16 protein-coding genes are annotated in these 16311 nt (G+C 73.9%); 7 read left to right on the top strand and 9 right to left on the bottom strand.

Annotation, left to right across the window (positions count from 1 at the left end; translation table 11 throughout):
- Positions 1-1131: MFS transporter (locus ABT158_RS42765; protein WP_352363713.1), on the top strand; the 1131-nt coding region annotated here is incomplete at its 5' end.
- 51 nt (positions 1132-1182) lie between these two features.
- Here the strand turns inward: ABT158_RS42765 and ABT158_RS42760 are convergent.
- The 4 genes from ABT158_RS42760 to ABT158_RS42745 form a co-directional block, all read right to left on the bottom strand.
- On the bottom strand, positions 1183-2268 hold the full coding sequence (locus tag ABT158_RS42760; RefSeq protein WP_352363712.1) for a ligand-binding sensor domain-containing protein: 1086 nt from the start codon (positions 2266-2268) through the stop codon (positions 1183-1185).
- A 113-nt stretch (positions 2269-2381) separates the two neighbouring features.
- Complete coding sequence (locus ABT158_RS42755) at positions 2382-2843, bottom strand: nuclear transport factor 2 family protein (protein ID WP_352363710.1); 462 nt, start codon at positions 2841-2843, stop codon at positions 2382-2384.
- A gap of 25 nt (positions 2844-2868) precedes the next feature.
- Positions 2869-3765, bottom strand: a complete 897-nt coding sequence (locus ABT158_RS42750; protein WP_352363708.1) for an alpha/beta fold hydrolase — start codon at positions 3763-3765, stop codon at positions 2869-2871.
- Positions 3766-3937: 172 nt separating this feature from the next.
- The gene (locus ABT158_RS42745; protein WP_352363706.1) at positions 3938-4429 is read right to left on the bottom strand and encodes a GNAT family N-acetyltransferase; all 492 of its coding nucleotides are present in this window, start codon (positions 4427-4429) and stop codon (positions 3938-3940) included.
- A 285-nt stretch (positions 4430-4714) separates the two neighbouring features.
- Between ABT158_RS42745 and ABT158_RS42740 the strand changes: the two genes are divergently transcribed.
- Positions 4715-5398 carry a 4'-phosphopantetheinyl transferase family protein gene (locus tag ABT158_RS42740; RefSeq protein ID WP_352363704.1) on the top strand — a complete coding sequence of 228 codons (684 nt, stop codon included), beginning with the start codon at positions 4715-4717 and terminating at the stop codon, positions 5396-5398.
- 13 nt (positions 5399-5411) lie between these two features.
- On the opposite strand, the gene ABT158_RS42735 is transcribed toward ABT158_RS42740, so the two are convergent.
- Positions 5412-6026 carry a flavin reductase family protein gene (locus ABT158_RS42735; protein ID WP_352363702.1) on the bottom strand — a complete coding sequence of 205 codons (615 nt, stop codon included), beginning with the start codon at positions 6024-6026 and terminating at the stop codon, positions 5412-5414.
- Positions 6027-6085: 59 nt separating this feature from the next.
- The gene (gene manA, locus ABT158_RS42730) at positions 6086-7255 is read right to left on the bottom strand and encodes a mannose-6-phosphate isomerase, class I (RefSeq protein WP_352363700.1); all 1170 of its coding nucleotides are present in this window, start codon (positions 7253-7255) and stop codon (positions 6086-6088) included.
- Between the two features lie 115 nt (positions 7256-7370).
- On the opposite strand from manA, the gene ABT158_RS42725 reads away from it, so the two are divergent.
- Positions 7371-7976: a TetR/AcrR family transcriptional regulator gene (locus ABT158_RS42725; protein WP_352363699.1), complete on the top strand. Its 606-nt coding sequence runs from the start codon at positions 7371-7373 to the stop codon at positions 7974-7976.
- On the opposite strand, the gene ABT158_RS42720 is transcribed toward ABT158_RS42725, so the two are convergent.
- Complete coding sequence (locus tag ABT158_RS42720; RefSeq protein ID WP_352363697.1) at positions 7916-8986, bottom strand: hypothetical protein; 1071 nt, start codon at positions 8984-8986, stop codon at positions 7916-7918. The two genes, ABT158_RS42725 and ABT158_RS42720, sit on opposite strands and share 61 nt — an antisense overlap.
- A 145-nt stretch (positions 8987-9131) precedes the next feature.
- On the opposite strand from ABT158_RS42720, the gene ABT158_RS42715 reads away from it, so the two are divergent.
- On the top strand, positions 9132-9860 hold the full coding sequence (locus tag ABT158_RS42715; protein WP_352363695.1) for a ThuA domain-containing protein: 729 nt from the start codon (positions 9132-9134) through the stop codon (positions 9858-9860).
- Between the two features lies 1 nt (position 9861).
- Here ABT158_RS42715 and ABT158_RS42710 read toward each other — a convergent pair whose 3' ends face one another.
- On the bottom strand, positions 9862-10830 hold the full coding sequence (locus ABT158_RS42710) for an NAD(P)-dependent alcohol dehydrogenase (protein ID WP_352363693.1): 969 nt from the start codon (positions 10828-10830) through the stop codon (positions 9862-9864).
- Between the two features lie 332 nt (positions 10831-11162).
- Between ABT158_RS42710 and ABT158_RS42705 the strand changes: the two genes are divergently transcribed.
- Together ABT158_RS42705 and ABT158_RS42700 are read left to right on the top strand one after the other, a co-directional pair.
- Positions 11163-13022: a trypsin-like serine peptidase gene (locus ABT158_RS42705; RefSeq protein WP_352363691.1), complete on the top strand. Its 1860-nt coding sequence runs from the start codon at positions 11163-11165 to the stop codon at positions 13020-13022.
- A 221-nt stretch (positions 13023-13243) separates the two neighbouring features.
- Positions 13244-14296 (top strand): Glu/Leu/Phe/Val dehydrogenase dimerization domain-containing protein, encoded by a 1053-nt coding sequence (locus ABT158_RS42700; protein ID WP_352363689.1) that lies wholly within the window; start codon positions 13244-13246, stop codon positions 14294-14296.
- Positions 14297-14785: 489 nt separating this feature from the next.
- Here ABT158_RS42700 and ABT158_RS42695 read toward each other — a convergent pair whose 3' ends face one another.
- A complete protein-coding gene (locus ABT158_RS42695) occupies positions 14786-15430 on the bottom strand; it encodes a TetR/AcrR family transcriptional regulator (RefSeq protein ID WP_352363687.1) in 645 nt (214 codons plus the stop codon).
- Between the two features lie 488 nt (positions 15431-15918).
- Between ABT158_RS42695 and ABT158_RS42690 the strand changes: the two genes are divergently transcribed.
- On the top strand, positions 15919-16302 hold the full coding sequence (locus ABT158_RS42690; protein ID WP_352363685.1) for a VOC family protein: 384 nt from the start codon (positions 15919-15921) through the stop codon (positions 16300-16302).
- Positions 16303-16311 lie beyond the last annotated feature (9 nt).

The following is a 16311-nucleotide window of genomic DNA, read 5'->3' as shown; positions in this document are numbered from 1 at the left end:
GCGGCGGGGCGGGGTGTGCGCCCGGGGCCCGGGGGCGGGGGGGGGGGGGCGGGGGGGCCGCGCCGCCCCCGCCGCCCGGGGGGCGGCCCGGGGGGGGGGGGCGGGCGGCCCCCCCGGCTCGGCCCGCGCCGCGTCTACCTGGCCGGGCTGGTCACGGTCGCGGCCGGCGGGCTGCTCGGCTACTGGGCGCCGACCCTCGGCCTGCTCGTGGCCGCCCGCGTGGTGATCGGCCTGGGCACCTCGGCCGCCTACCCGGCCGCCATGAGCATGGTCCGCCGCAGGTCGCAGCGGTCCGGCGGCGCCGCGCCCGCCTCGGTGATGGGCGCGCTGGCCATGGCCGGGCAGGTCAGCATGGTGCTCGGGCCGCCGCTCGGCGGGCTGCTCGACGCGCTCGGCGGCTGGCGCTGGATCTTCCTGGTCAACCTGCCGATGGCCGTGGCCGGGGTGGTCTCGGCGCTGCTGTGGCTGCCGCGCGACGAGCCGTACGAGCGCTCCGGCGCGGGCGGCGGCGGCAGCCTGCGCGACCTGGCCGGCAACCGGCCGCTGCTGGTCACCTACCTGCGCAACGCGGTGACCTTCATGGCCACCTACGGCTTCCTGTACGGCTGGACGCAGTGGCTGGAGCAGGGCAGAGGACTGACGGCGGCGGTCGCCGGGCTGCTGCTGATGCCCACCTCGGCCGTCGGCGCGGTGGTCTCGGGGCTGGCCGCGCGGGCCGACGGCGCGTCCGGCCGGGCGCGCTGGATGTTGCCGGCCGGCGCCGCGGCCCTGCTGGCGGGCTGCGCCTGGCTGCCGGCGCTCGACGGCGGCGCGTCCGTCCTGTCGTTGTGCCTGCTCAGCATGGTCTTCGGGGTGCAGAACGGGCTCAACATCGTCGGCAACCAGGCCGCCATGTACGCCCAGGCGCCGCCCGCCCTGATCGGCATGGCCGCCGGCCTGCTGCGCACCTCGCAGTACGCCGGGGCCATCTGCTCGGCGCTGCTCATCAGCGTGACCTACGGCGAGCGCGCCACCGACGAGGGGCTGCACCGGCTGGGCGTGGTCCTGACCGTCACCTCGGCGCTGCTGCTGGCCGGCACGCTCCTCGCGGCCATCCGCGCCGGCGGCACCGAGGCCCGCGGGCGCGCGTGAGCGGGGAGGGGCCTGCCGCCCCTCCCCGCTCACGGGGTCCGCGCCGCCCGCTCAGCGGGGGCCGATCAGCTCACTGATCGCGAACCCGGTCAGGTTGGTCACGTTGGCGCCGCCCACCGACAGGATCGTGGACGTGCCGGGCACCCGGTCCACCGCGTACGCGCCCGCGTACCCGGCCGACGGGCGGGCCGGGCCGTTGACCCGGGTCCAGGACGCGCCGTCGAAGTACAGGTAGGCAGGCGCGGTGGTGCCGCCGCCGGTCGGGATGACCAGGTGGCCCTCGCCGTCGCCGCTGATGCTCGCCGAGCCGTTGCCCGGGTCGCCGGGCAGCGCCGAGACGGTCCAGCGGGCGCCGTCGTAGCGGGCGATCGCCGGGGTGGCGGGCCGGTTGGGACGGGGCTGGTAGCCGCTGACCCAGATCCGGCCGGGACCCTCGACGTACACGCCACGGGGGCTGACGCCCGGCCTGCCCAGCGAGCGCATGGCCGTGCCGTCCCACAGGACGACGCCGTTCTCGGCGGCGAAGACGATCTGGTCGCCGCCGTCGACGGCGCGCAGCAGGCCCAGGTTCTCGGTGCGCGGGTAGACCGTCCAGGAGCCCTGGCGCAGGCGCAGGATGTCGGTGCCGGAGGTGTTCTTGAACCTGATCGACCAGAGCGAGCCGTCCTTGGTGGCGGCGATCGGGCCGGTCCACTCGTCGCCGGGCAGCCGGGGCGTCCAGCCGGGCGGGGGCGGGATCTCCGACCAGGCCGAGCCGTTCCAGTACGCCGAGCGCGGCCAGGAGACGTCGGCGATGGTCCTGCTGCCGGTGACGTACACCTGGTCCGGCGCGACGGCCGCGACGCAGCACGGGCTCGGCACGTCGTACCCGGCGGTGAGCGGCAGCCTGCTCCAGGACGAGCCGTCCCAGCGCAGCACGGAGGTGTCCGGCGAGCCGTCGTAGCCGCGCCAGCCGACGGCGTAGGCGTGGGCGGCGTCCAGCACGTCCACCTCCCAGAGGGTGGTGGGGTCGCCGGGCGGGTCCACGGCCCGGAAGGACGGGGACAGCAGCGCCTGGGCCGGCGTCGCCGCCGCCAGCGCGGCGGTGACGGCCAGGGCGGCGGCGGAGGCGCGGAGGACGCCACGGAAACGGGTCATGTCTTCTCCTGTGGGCGCGTTCCTGCGGAAAAAGGGGCACGAAGGCGGGCCGGGACGGGCCCCGGGCACGAGAAAGCGGGCCGGTACCGACCGGCCCGCCGGGGAGTGCCCGCTCAGTCGTCGGATCTGCGCCCGTCGGGGCCGATCGGGCCGAAGAACGAGCTGAAGTTGGCGGTCCCGTCGCCGAAGATGCCGCCGCGGCCCTCCACGATGCGGCCGTTCTCCCACCGCATCAGGTCCACCCCCTCCATCTGCAGGTGCTCGTAGAAGGAGGTGCCGTCCGAGCCGGTGCGCCTGCGCACGGCGGTGCACCGGTTGACGTCGATGGTGTAGCCGTCCACCGGGTTGACCAGGCAGGCGATCTGCTCCATGCGCAGGGTGCCGCCGGCCAGCCGCTGCCAGGTCTTGATGAAGCCCATGAAGGCGTCCAGGCCGTCGTGCCATCCGGCGTACGGATGGTTGCCGGGGGACTGGAACCGCACGTCGGGGTGCCAGTACTCCAGCGCGCGCTCGCGGTCGCCGGACCGCAGCGCCTGGTGTGCCGCCGCCAGTCGCTCAGCCGTCAGATCCGACATCGCTCTCCTCTCACTGCCTCGGGTGCTACTGCATCGGGTGCTTGGCGAGGAAGGCCGAGACGCCTTCGCCGACCGCTCTCGGGTTCATGATCTGCAGGCCGTGGGTGGCGCCGACGATGCCGCAGCGCTCGGCCTGGGGCAGCCAGTTCATGAGGAAGTGCTGCGCCTCGCGGAAGCCGGGCATGGCCGCCTCGCTGTCCAGGCCCATCACGGCCAGCACCGGCATCCGCGGCTTGTCCGGCACCAGCTGGTCGGCCTTGGACATGCGGAAACCCCAGCCGCCCAGCGCCGGGAAGTCGACCTTGAACGTGACGTCCGCGCACTCCTCGACCCGCTCCCACACGTCGAGGGGGCAGGTCATGTCCACGGAGCCGAGGTAGCTCGGGCCGCAGACGGCGGCCATGAAGTCGCAGGCGGCGGTGAGCTTGTCGCCCTTCTGCACCAGCTCGATCGCCGTCATCACGGCGTCGTTGTTGGCCTTCTCGGCCTCGGCGCCCTCCCGCGGCAGGTACGGCTCCAGCAGCACCGCCGAGTGCGTGCGCTCGGGGTAGGAGAGCATGAACTGGAAGCCGATCACCCCGCCGAAGGAGTACGACATGACGTGCGCCTTGTCGATGCCGAGGTGGTCGAGGAGCTGCTTGGCGTGCTCGGCGCCCTCCTCGATGCTGAGGCTGTCCTTCTCCAGCGTGCTGCCGTTGTAACCGGCGCGGTAATAGCTGATGAACTGGTACTTGTCCAGCAGCTCCGGGTTGTACTTCAGGAGCGGCGTGATGAGACCGTCCGAAATGGAGGTGCAGTGGATGCACAGGACGGGCTCGCCACGCCCCACGACGGTGTAACGAAGTTCCGCGTTGCTGACCTTGACTCGCTTGTCGTGGTCGAGTTTCCAGTCTCGACCGGCGTACAAAGCATTCGCGCTCATGCCATTCCTCTCACGCGATCACTCGACCGTTTCTCGTGCCCGCTTGGCCATACTCAAGAATGGTTGTCATGGGCCATGGAGACGGTCAACGAAAGAGCCCGCGCCGGGGTATTCACCGCGAAATACGCCGGGGAACTCTGTCAAGTCGGCACGCGTGGGAAGGAGGCGGCGGTCAGGGGAAGGACAGCTCGTACTCGACCTGCTCGACGGGGTTGCCGTCGCCGTAGTCGTGGGTGCGGGCGGCGCCCGACTCGGTGAAGCCGCTCTTGGCGTAGAACCGGCGCGCCCGCGGCGTGTCGCGCAGCGTCCACAGGTGCACCCGGGTGAAGCCCTCGTCGCGGATGCGGCGCAGGGTGTCGGTCATCAGGGCGGCGGCCACGCCGGTGCCCCAGCCGTCGGGATGGCCGTAGAAGCCGAGGAGCTCCGCCGCGCCCGCCCGGGACGGCGAGGGCCCGAAGTGGCAGAAGGCCAGGCGGCGCCCGTCGAGCGCGGCCAGCACCAGGCCCGCCGGGGTCTCGGCGAGCACGTCGTGCCATTTGCCGCGCCGGTGGCGCACGGCCCGGTCGAAGAAGTCGGGGGAGAAGAAGCCGGCGTAGGCGGCCTTCCAGGATTCGGCGTGGATCTCTCCCAGCGTCTCACCGTCGCCCGGCGAGGCTGGGAACACTGTGAAAATTCCGGTCACAAGATCACACTAGTCGAGAGGTCCCGCGGGTGTCCGGCGGCGGAGCGCGGGCACGTACGGGTATGCACGCACGCGGGGCGGCGCTCGGCGCGTCCGCCGCCGCACGAGGCGTTACGAGGCGTCCGAGACGTTCGAGGAGGTGCCGGCGGAGAAGCTGCGCGAGACGGCCGTCCGGGCGTGGCGGCCGGGTCGGTCGATCACGCGATCCCGGCCGCCGTGCCGCGGCCGGAGGTCATCCGTAGCGCGGGAGCGCGGAATGGAGGCTCGATGAGGTGGCTGGCGCGCGGGGAGGGGCAACTCCCGGCGGGGGAGGACCGGACGGGCGACGGGCGGCCCGCCGAGCACCCGCTCGCCCGCTGGACCGTCAGTCAGGCGCTGCACCTGGTCTGTCCCGGCCCCGCCGGCGACCCCGACGTGCGGCGCCGCCCCGACGGCGCGGCGCAGGCGTGGCGGGACGGCCGCCCGCTGCCGGTGGGCATCTCGATCACCAGCCGCGCCGGATGGGCGGTGTGCCTGCTCGGCCTGGAGCCGGGGGCCGTCGGCTGCGACCTGCAACTGGTCGAGCCGCGCGAGCCGGGGTTCGTCGCCGACCGGTTCACCCGCCAGGAGCAGCGGATCGCCGGCGACGACCCGCTGCTGGGCAGCCTGCTGTGGTCGGCCAAGGAGAGCGCGGCGCAGGTGCTGCGGCGCGCCGGGCACCGGGCGCTGGAGGTGTCGCTGGGCTGCGGGCGGCCCCGCGACGGGTGGAGCGGGCTGACCGTGCGCGCGGGCGGGCGCGGGGTGGCGCACGGGTGGTGGCGCCGGTTCGGGCCGCTCGTGCTGACCGTGGCGGCCGACCGTCCCACGCCGCCGCCGCGCGGGCTGGAGGAGCCGTCGGCGCTGGCGTCGGCCGAGTCGTCTGTCTCGTCGCCGGTCGGTTCGTACGCCGGGTGCGGCTCGCGGGCCGGCTGACCCGCCGCGGCGCTCAGGCCGTCTGCGACCGGTAGGAGTGGCCGAGCTCCGGGCCGAGGCCGAAGTAGTGGCGGAAGTTGTACAGCAGCGGGCTCCACGCGGACGGGTCCACGTGCTGGGTGCCGGGGACGACGATCCGCGGGTCGGCGTGCACCCTGCGCACGACGGCCTCGACGATGACGAAGCCTTCGGACTCGTTCGGCAGGATCCGCGCGACGGCCGCCTCCAGCTGGAGCGGGCACTCGGCCACGCGCGGCGGCCGTACGGTCTCCGACGGCTCGGGGCGCAGGCCCGCCGCGCCGAACTTGTCGGGCTCGAAGCGGCAGCCGGCCGCCTTGGTGTCGGGCACCGGGTCGCGGCCGGTGAGCGGCGCGAGCCGCTCCACCTGCGGCCACAGGTGCGGGGCCGGCAGGTTGACGACCAGTTCGGGCCGCTCGGCCAGGTTGCGCGCGCTCTGCCCGTCGGCGCCGAGACCGAGCACGACGGTCCGGCCGAGCGCCCAGGCCGACGACATCGGGGCCAGGTTGGCCGAGCCGTCGGGGTTCTCCGTGCTCAGCAGCACGACCGGGGTGCCGAAGTAGAGGATGCTGGGTTCGATGGCGACGTGGCCGAGGGTTGCCGTGTTCATGGCAGGAGCCTAGGAACACGACGTTCAACCGCCGGCCGAAATGTCCCCGTCGTGCTGATCTACATCGTAAAGGCGCCTGGCTGGGCCGCGTACGCCACGCCCTTGCCGGACAGGCTCGCGCCCGCGACGGCCGGGACGAACGCCGACTCGCCCGGCCGCAGCGTCAGCTCGCCGAGGCGGGCCTCGCCCTCCAGGCACAACACGATCCGGGGCAGCCCGGCAGGCAGCTCGAAGGAGGCGGCCCCGTTCAGGTCGTAGCGCGTGAGGGCGAACTCGGGGGCGGGCGGGACGTAGCGCCGCTCCCCGTCGGCCGGGCGCTCGGGCTCGACCAGGTGCGGCTCGGCGGGCGTGAAGTCGACCACCCGCATCAGCTCGGGCGCGTCGACGTGCTTGGTGGTCAGCCCGCAGCGCAGGACGTTGTCGGAGCTGGCCATGATCTCCACGCCGACGCCGCCCAGGTAGGCGTGCGGCACGCCGGCGCCCAGGTAGAGGGCCTGGCCGGGCCGCAGGTCGACGTGGTTGAGCAGCAGCGCGGCCACGACCCCGGGGTCGCCGGGGCAGGCCGCGGCGATGTCGGCGTACGGGGCCAGGTCCGGGTCGGTGCTGCCGGCGAGGGCGTCCTCGACCTGGGCGCGCAGCGGCGCGGAGGCGTCGTCCAGCATCTGCGCGAAGACCGCGCGCAGGGCCTGCCCGGCGGGCCGGACGGCGAGCGCGTCGATCCAGGGCTGCAGGCCCGGCACGCCGAGCCGGGCGAGCAGCCCGGCGGTGACGACGGGGGAGCGGAACCCGCACAGCCCGTGGAAGGGCGTGACCGCGCAGACCATCTCCGGCTTGTGCGAGCGGTCCTTGTAGGTGCGGGCCGGGTCGCCGATCGGCACGCCGCGCGCCTGCTCGGCGGCGAACCCGGCCTCGGCCTGCGCGATCGTAGGATGGACCTGGAGCGACAGCGGCCGGGCGACCGCGAGCACCTTCAGCAGGTACGGCAGCGCGGGCCCGAACCTGGCGACCGCCGGCGCGCCGAGGGCGGCGACGGGGTCGCCCGCGATGAGCCGGTCGAGGGGCACGCCGCCGGCGATCGACGGGTCGGCGGGATGGGCGCCCATCCAGAGCTCGGCCTGCGGGCGGCCGGTCGGCTCGGTGCCGAACAGCTCGGGCATGGCGGTGACGGAACCCCAGTCGTAGGGGCGGATCGTGGTGTCCAGGCGCAGGGGCAGTTCGAACGTCGGCACAGGGCAGGAGCGTAGTCGCCGGCGGCCCCTCCCGCGCGACCGGGGCCGGACGGGGCTGCACGCCGGTATAGGATGCTCGTCCGGTGAACAGTCCGCTGTACGAATCGGTGGTGTGATGACAACCGTCCAGGACCCGGAGGACCTCACCGCGCGGGCCCGCATCCGCGACGCGGCCATCCGGCACATCGGCGAGCACGGGTTCGAGCGGGCCACGATCCGCGACATCGCCGAGTCGGCGGGGGTCTCGCTCGGCCTGGTCCGCCACCACTTCGGCTCCAAGCAGGCGCTGCGCGAGGCGTGCGACGAGCATCTGATGAAGACGGTGCGCCGGCTCAACGCCGAGGCCGCCGGCCGCCCGCCGGCCGGCTTCAACCCGGTGACCGCGCTCGGCCCCTACCGCGCCTACCTGGCGCGGGCGCTGACCGAGGGCTGGGCCGCGCCGCTGTTCGACGAGATGACCCGGCTCGGCGAGCGCTGGCTGGCCGCCGCCGACCAGGACCGCGCCGATCCGCCGGACGTGCCGCCGCGGGCGCGGGCGGCGGTGATGGCCGCGATGGCGCTGTCGGTCACGGTCCTGTACCCGCACGTCTGCCGCGGCATGGGCGCCGACCTGTCCACGCCGGAGGGCGAGCGCCTGCTGATGCGCACGCTGATCGAGGTCTACTCCCAGCCGGTGCTCGGCCCGGAGGCCGCCGCCGAGGCGCGCGCCTGGCTCGGCTGACCCGGGATCAGCGCGGCCCGGCTGCGCTCGTCCGGCCAGACCGACGCGAGGTCCACGTACGGGCGGAGCAGGCCGGTCAGCTCGGGGTCGCCGCGGCCGTTGAGCTCCTCGGAGGCGATCTTGCGCGCCACTCCGGCGACGATGTCGGCCACCTGGACGCGGGGGTCCAGGTGCGAGGCGACCAGCGTCAGGCCGGTCAGCACCAGCGGGCCGGCGGGGCCGTCCGGGCGGGCCAGCAGCAGCCGCAGCCGCTCGATGCGCTCCTCGGTCAGCGTCGTCTGCCGGTCGTGTACCACCGAGACGGGCCGGCCGCCCGCGCCCCAATGGGCGACCGCGTGCGCGATGGCCGGGATCAGCGGGTCGAGCGCGGGGAAGACGTGCGGGTCGTCGAGCAGGCGCGCGGTGAAGGCGTCCACGAGCGGCCGGGCGGCCCACAGCTCGTCCATGATCGCGCCGGCCGGGCCGGGGGTGGTGCGCAGGTCGGCGACCAGCTCGAAGACCGACTCGGCGGAGATCTCGGGGCCGCGGCCGTTCCTGGCCCGCAGCAGGTGGTTGAAGGCGTCGAGGAAGGCCGTCCAGCGGGCGGGGCCGAAGGCGTGGCGGCCCTCCTGGTAGAGGGTGGCCGCCAGGGCGGCCGAGCGTTCGTCCTGGTCGAGGCCGAGGCTGGAGTGGTGGCCGGTGAGCAGGTCGGTCACCTTGCTGACGGCGAAGTACGCCTTGTCGGTCAGGTGCACGCGGGCCCGCCCGAGGATGGGGCCCGAGGGGCCGAGCAGCCAGACCAGGGTGGCCCGGTTCTTCTCGCGCAGCACGTGCCCGGCCTTGTACTCGGTGACCGGTGAGGGCGCCCTGAGACGCAGCTCGCGCACGCAGTCGGCCGCGGCGGCCACGTCGAGGGAGACGCCGGCGTGGGCGAACACGTCGGTGTTGCCGCCGACGAGCTTCTCGCCCTCCGCGCCGGACTCGTCGCAGGCGATCTCGACAGGAGGGCCGTCCGGCGCGCGGCTATGCATGACTTCCATGGTCACTGGCGAACCTACCCAAACCGTCCTTCCTCCCGCGAGACATTTTCCGTCCGCCCGCCGACGGCGGAACCGGCGGGCGGACGGGTAGGGATCGGACGGCAGGTGCGGCAGGTCCGGAGGGAGAACATCGCGCGTGAGCATCAACGTGACCGTCTGGGGCGAGAACGTACACGAGCAGCGGGAGGAGGAGGTGCGCCGCCGCTACCCCGAGGGCATGCACGGCGCGGTCGCCGGCGGCCTGCGCGAGCACCTGGGGGAGCGGGTGCGCGTGCGCACCGCGACCTTGCAGGACCCCGAGCACGGCCTCGACGCCGCGACGCTGGCCGGCACCGACGTGCTCACCTGGTGGGGGCACGCGGCGCACGAGGAGGTGGAGGACGAGGTCGTGGCGCGGGTGTGCGAGCGCGTCTGGGCCGGGATGGGCCTGCTGGTGCTGCACTCGGGCCACTACTCCAAGGTCTTCCGCGCCCTCATGGGCACCACCTGCACGGTCAACTGGCGCGACAGCGCCGACCGCGAGCTGGTCTGGACGGTGGAGCCGGCCCACCCGATCGCCGCGGGCGTGCCCCAGCCGCTGGTCATCCCCGAGCAGGAGACCTACGGCGAGCCGTTCGGCGTCCCGGCGCCCGACGAGCTGGTGTTCGTCAGCTCCTTCTCCGGGGGCGAGGTGTTCCGCAGCGGCTGCTGCTACCGGCGCGGCAAGGGACGCGTCTTCTACTTCAGCCCCGGCGACCAGAACTACCCGGTCTTCCACCAGCCGGGCGTGCGGCGGATCCTGGCCAACGCGGTGTTGTGGGCGGCGCCCGCCGGGGGCGCGGGCGAACCGCTGCGCAACACCCGCGTCGAGGCCGGCGACTGGTGACCTACCTCGGGCCGGGCATGACGATGACGACCTTGCCGGTCGCGTGGCCCGTCCGCAGGTGATCCATCGCGTCGGCGAAGCGGGCCAGCTCGAACGTCCTGCCGACCACGGGGGTGAGCTCGCCGGTGGCGGCGAGGCCGGCCAGGTGGCGCAGGTCCGCCGGGTCGGTCCGGGTGATCGGGGCGCGCAGGGTGTGCCGGACGAACGGCGACAGCGCCGTCGCCCGGAGCTGGCGGCCGGTGCCGTGCAGCCAGCGGCCGGAGGCGTTCTCGCCGCCGACGATCACGAGCGTGCCCCGGCGGGTGAGCATCCGGCGCAGGTCCCGCAGCGGGCGGTTGCCCGCGGTGTCGAGGACGACGTCGTGGCGGCCGGCGGCCGGCTCCTCGCGGGTGTGGTCGACGATCTCGTCCGCGCCGAGTGAGCGGACGAGGTCGCCCTTGCCGGGGCCGCACACGCCGGTGACGTGCGCGCCCTGCGCCTTGGCGAGCTGGACGGCGAACGTCCCCACCCCGCCGCCCGCGCCGATGACCAGCACGCGCTGCCCGGGGCGCAGGCGGGCGTGGTCGCGCAGCGCCTGGAGCGCGGTCAGGCCGCTGGTCGGGACGGCGGCGGCGGCCTCGGCCGACAGACCGGCCGGCCTGGGGACGAGACGGTCCGCGCGGGCGACGGCGTGCTCGGCGAGCGCGCCGTCGCAGACGCCGAAGACCTCGTCGCCGGCCGCCAGAGCGGTGACTCCCGGGCCGACGGCCTCGACGGTCCCGGCGACGTCGCGGCCGAGGAGGGGCGAGCGGGGACGGCGCAGTCCGGTGGCGAGGCGGACCGGGTAGGGCAGCCCGGCGCCGAGGTGCCAGACGCCGTGGTCGAGGCAGGCGGCGTGCACGCGCAGGAGCGCTTCGCCGGGGCCGGGGGCGGGACGGTCGAGGTCGGTGAGGGCCGGGGGGCCGTAGACGTGCCGGGTGATGGCCTTCAAGGCAGGTCTCCATGTCAAAGAAAGTAGACATGATGAACGTAAAAGAAGGCGGACATCATGTCAATGATTTTGTACATCACTCGGCCTGGGGAGGGCTGGCTGATGTGACGCGCTGGAGCTTTCCGCCCGATAACCCGAAATATCGGTATCGCTACCGATAACGGTACGGATGGGAGGCGGAGTTACCCTCTGCCCACCCCCCACCACGGCGGGCCGCCTGTTCGCCGGCTCCGCCGGCCCCTGGCCGGCGCGGCCTACGCGCCCGGACCGGGCCCGGCTCCCGGCGACCGGCGGCCTGCTTCGGTCACCCCTCACGTGGAGGTGTCCCCCGCATGAGTCCGTCCCGATGGAGAGCGGCGGCCACGGCGTTGATCGCCGCGCTGGCCGTCGTCGCGCCGGCCACCCCGGCCCCCGCCCTCGCGCAGGCCCCCGCCGCCGTCCCCCTGCACGCGCAGCTCGACAGCCGGGTCTCCCCGGCCGGCGAGGAGGTGCTCGCCGACCTGTCCCTGCCCTACGGCGCCACCGGACGGAGCTGGAGCACGCGCGTCACCCGGCCCGGCTCCCGCTACGTCAAGGTGCACTTCGCCGCGCTCACCCTCGTGCCCGGCGACTACGTCACCGTCGCCTCGCCGGACGGCCGCGAGACCCACACCTACTACGGCGACCCCACCCGCGGGCGCTACCCGACCGGCTCCGGGTACACGCTGCACGGCGTCCCCGGCTTCGCCGCGCTCTCCGTGGACGGCGACACGGCGGTGGTCACCCTGCACGCCTCCGGGCCGCGCGACGCCGTCCGGCTGGCCCGGCAGGGCTTCGGCGTGCGCATCGACCGGTACTTCCGCGGCTACACCACCCAGGAGGCCGCGGCCCTGACGCCGCGGACGTTCAGCGTCTGCGGCACCGACGCAAGGCGGGACGTGGTCTGCTACAAGGACAGCAACCCCACCGAGTACGCCCGCAGCCGCGCCGTGGCCCGCCAGCTGCTCAACGGCCTCGGCTACTGCACGGCCTGGCGGGTCGGCAACACCAACCGCATGCTGACCAACCACCACTGCATGGAGAGCGCCGCCGACCTCAGCGCCAGCGAGTTCCAGTTCGACTACGACTGCGCCACCTGCGGCGGCAACAACCCGGGCGCCGGGACGAAGGTCGGCGGCGGCCAGTTCCTGAAGACCAGCGCGCTCGAAGCGCTCGACTACACGCTCTTCAGCGTCGCCGACTTCGCCGCGATCCAGCAGTTCGGCACCCTGTACCTCGATCCGCGACCGCCGGTGGCGGGCGAGCGCATCTACATCCCCGGCCACGGCGACACCCTGCCCAAGCGCCTGTCCCTGTACGAGGACACGCAGGGCGGCGCGGCCTGCAAGATCGACGTGGTGTCGTCGGGCGTCAACACCGGCTACCGCTGCGACACCTCCGGCGGCAACTCCGGCTCCCCGGTGATCGCCGCCTCCAGCCACAAGGTGATCGCGCTGCACCACCTCGGCGGCTGCCCCAACTGGGGGACGCGCATCACCGAGGTGTACAACGAGATCTCCGGCATGATCGACAACACCCCGCCCAACGGCGGCGGCGACGACTTCGCGATCTCGCTCTCGCCTGCGAGCGGCGGCGTCACGCCGGGCGGGTCGACCACGAGCACCATCTCCACCGCCGTCACGCGCGGCGGGGCCCAGCAGATGCAGTTCGCCGCCGCGGGGCTGCCGGCGGGGGCCGCCGCGACGTTCGCGCCGCCCACCGTCCAGTCGGGCGGCACGTCCGTCATGACGGTTTCCACCACCGCGCAGACGCCCGGCGGCATGTACGTGATCACGGTCACCGCCACCGGCTCCGCCGCCACCCACACGGCCGCCTTCGCCCTGTCCGTGGCCGCCGCGGGCGGCTGCTCCGGCTACCAGACCACCAAGTCCGGGACGCTGGCCTCCGGGGCGGAGCAGTACCAGCCCGACGGCGGGTATCTGCAGACCACCGTCACCGGCCCGCACCAGGCGTGCCTGGACGGCCCGTCCGGCGCCGACTACGACCTGTACCTGCAACGCTGGAACGGGTCCACGTGGGCGACGGTCGCGCAGAGCGCGGGGTCGGGGGCCGACGAGACGCTCACCTACACCGGCGCGGCCGGCTACTACCGCTACCGGGTGCACTCCTACTCCGGAACCGGTCCGTACACCTTGGGATACAACGCTCCCTGACCCTGGGCAGGCGTCCGGGCCTTCCGGTCAGTGGACAGGGGCCCGGGCGCTGGAGCGTGTTCGGGGCGGTCATTCCGGCTGAGGGCGACTCATGGAGAGGCGGCCGGGTGCTGGAGCGCCTTCAGCGCGGCCGTTCCGATCGACGGTGACCCATGGACAGGCGGCCGGGCGGCGCAGAGATTGGGCGGCAGGCACGGTTCGCACGGACGCGGGGAGCGCGGATGAGGATCATGGAACTCGTCTCGGTGGACGGCTGCATCGCCTTCGACCTGGACTGCCCGGTCAGCGCGGGCGGCACCCGGCTGGCGCCGGACGTCACCCGCGAGGAGGCGGGGCTGCTGGCGCGGGCGATGACGTACAAGCTGGCCGTGCTCGGCGAGCGGATCGGCGGGGCCAAGGCGGTGCTGCGGGCCGCGCCGGCCGACCGGGCGGGCACGGTGGCGCGCTTCTGCCAGGAGGTCGCGCCGCTGGTCGAGAAGGGCACCTTCCTCACCTCCTCGGACCTGGGCACGCGGACGCAGGACTTCGCGCCGCTGCCCGGGTACCGGGCCGACTCGATCATGCACGGCGAGGCCGGCGGCGAGCTGGTGGACACCGTCGTCACCGGGCTGGGCGTGGTCGTGGCCGCCGCGACGGCGCTCGGCGGCCTGGCCGGGCGGACGCTGGCGGTGGAGGGCTTCGGCAAGGTGGGCAGCGCCGTCGTGCGCGAGGCGGCGCGGCGCGGCGCGCGCCTGGTCGCCCTGTCCACCCTGCACGGGTGCGTCAGCGACCCCGCCGGGCTGGACGTCGCGGCCCTGGAGGAACTGCGCGCCGAGCACGGCGACGCCTGCGTGACCCGGCTCGGCCTGCCCGTCCTGCCGCCCGAGGCGTTGTACGAGGTGCCCGCCGACGTGCTGGTCCCCGGGGCGCGGACCGGCACCCTGTCGGCGCGCCGGGCGGCGACGGTCCGGGCCGGCCTGGTCGCGCCGGCCGCGAACGTGCCCTACACCGCCCGAGGGCTTCGGACGCTGGGGGAGCGGGGCGTGGTGACGCTGGCGGACTTCGTCTGCGGGGCCGGTGCCACGATCGGCTACCTCGCCGAACGGGCGGGAACGGTCTCCACCGCGGACGAGGTCGGCCACCTGGTCGAGAACCGCGTCGCCGAGATCACGGCCGCCGCCCTGTCCCATGCCGAGGGCCCGTACACCGGCGCCTGCACCCTGGCCAAAGCCTTCCTGACCACCTGGCACCTCCCACCCACCCCACCGCTGGCCCCCGACCCGGAAGACTCCTGACCCTGGGACTGCGCTGAAGGCCGGGCGGCTCCTGGCCTCGGACGGCGCCCTCTGGAACTCAGGCGACCCGACCTCAAGCGTCGGTCCCTCAGGCTCGGGCCGACCAGAATGCGGCGTCGGTCCCTGAGGCTCGGGCTGCCCAGAATGCGGCGTCGGTCCCTGAGGCTCAGGCGGGCTCTGGACTCCGGCGGCGGTCTCTTGGTTTCTGGTTACCTGGTAGCCCCCGCCCGGCCCGCCGCCGGCCCGCCCCCCAGTCAAGTCCAGAAACCGGAACGGCCCCTGGACTTGGGCGGACGCTTCTGAAGACGTGGGCGGCCCAGAGCCCGGAGGGGCGTCGGGTCCCCGGCGACCCGGTGGGCCCTCCGGCTGCCCCCGACCCGGACGGTACCTGAGGCTGAGGCAGCCATCGAGCCTTGGCCCGTCCTGAGCTTCGGACGGCTCCTGAGAACAGGGGCGGCCTACGGGGACCGGGAGGCGGCCTTCTGAGGCTCAGGCGGGGGCGTAGTTGGAGAGTGCGGGTTCGAGGAGGTCGAAGGCGCGGGTGGCGTCGGGGGCGATCGTGTCGGCGATGCGGTCGTTGGGCAGGCCCGCCAGGGTGAGCCCGTGGATGCGCTGGAACAGCACCCGGTGCACGGTTCCCAGCAGTCCGGCGGCGGTCTGGACGGTGATGTCGTCCGCCGTCGTGCCGGTGGCGTCGGCGAGGGCCCGGGCGAGGTGCTGTTCGCGCTGGTCGTGCAGGCCGCGCAGGCAGGACGTCAGGGTGGGGCTGTCGGCGATCATGCGGGCGAACTCCGGTCCGGAGAACCCGGCCACCGGGTCCTGGGCCGCGACGGAGGCCAGGAAGGCACGTCGTAGAGCGGACAGGGCCGATTCGCCGGGACCGCGGGCGGCGACGGCGTCGGCCAGGGCGGACGTGAACGCCTCCTGATGGTCGAAGGCCAGGTCCTCCTTGCGTGGGAAGTAGTTGGTGACCGTCTTCTTGGCGATGCGGGCGGCGGTGGCGATCTCGGCGATGGTGGTCTGCTCGAACCCTTGGGCGATGAACAGCCTGGTGGCGTGGTCGGAGATGAGCTGCCGGGTCTCCTGCTTCTTGGATTCGCGGAGGCCGGGGGCGGGCGAGGTCTCGTGAGCCATGAAGGAATCTTACCCTCGTCGTATTTTTATGTTGACACCCCTCGGAACCTCGGGCTATATTTACGTCCGTCGTAAGTTTGCGACCGACGAACGAAGAAGGAGAACCTGCTTGGAACTCAAGCTCTTCCCGGCTGTAGCTTTCAAGATCGACCTGGGGGCGTCGGAGGGCCGCGACCGCAAGTCGCAGCGGTCTTCCCTCCCAGGCGGCGGACTTCGCAGACCGTCCGCCGACCACGGCGTACGGGGATGGCAGGACCCGCAAGTGCCCCGCAACCTCCCCCGCCGCCGCGCTCACTGATCCCCGCCCTCCCCACGACGACCGCCCCTCGCCTCTGACCACGTTCACCACCCACGCCGCACCACCGACGCCGTCTGCGGCGGGTCACATCCGCTGGGGTTGTCGGCTGTCGTGGTCGACGTCGGGCAGGGCCGTCCGAACCGGCGGCTCGTGTTTCGCTCAGCCGTTCTCATCCCTCATGGAGACCTTCTTGCAGATCACCACGTCCACCGTCTCGCTCACCGTCGCCGACGTCGCCGCCTCCCAGGCGTTCCTCACCGAGCACCTGGGCTACACCGTCCGGGTCGCCGGGGACGGGTTCGCCTCGCTCACCCGCGCCGACGCGATGGACATCGTGCTGCTCGCCCGCGGCATCGAGGTCCTGCCGCCGGAGCAGCGCGACCAGCACGCCGCCGGCCTCATCCTGGCCTTCACCCTGGACGGCGGCCTGGACGGGCAGGAGAAGCTGCTGCGTGACGCGGGAGTCGAGATCACCATGCCGCTGCGCGAGGAGCCCTGGGGCGAGCGCCTGTTCCAGGTGACCGACCCCAACGGGATCGTCATCCAGTTCGTCGAGTGGGTGGCTCCCGCCTGACCGTGGCCG

The sequence above is a fragment of the Nonomuraea sp. NPDC001636 genome (genome assembly GCF_040298265.1).
GTDB lineage: Bacteria > Actinomycetota > Actinomycetes > Streptosporangiales > Streptosporangiaceae > Nonomuraea.
This window is presented reverse-complemented; position numbering and strand designations above follow the sequence as displayed.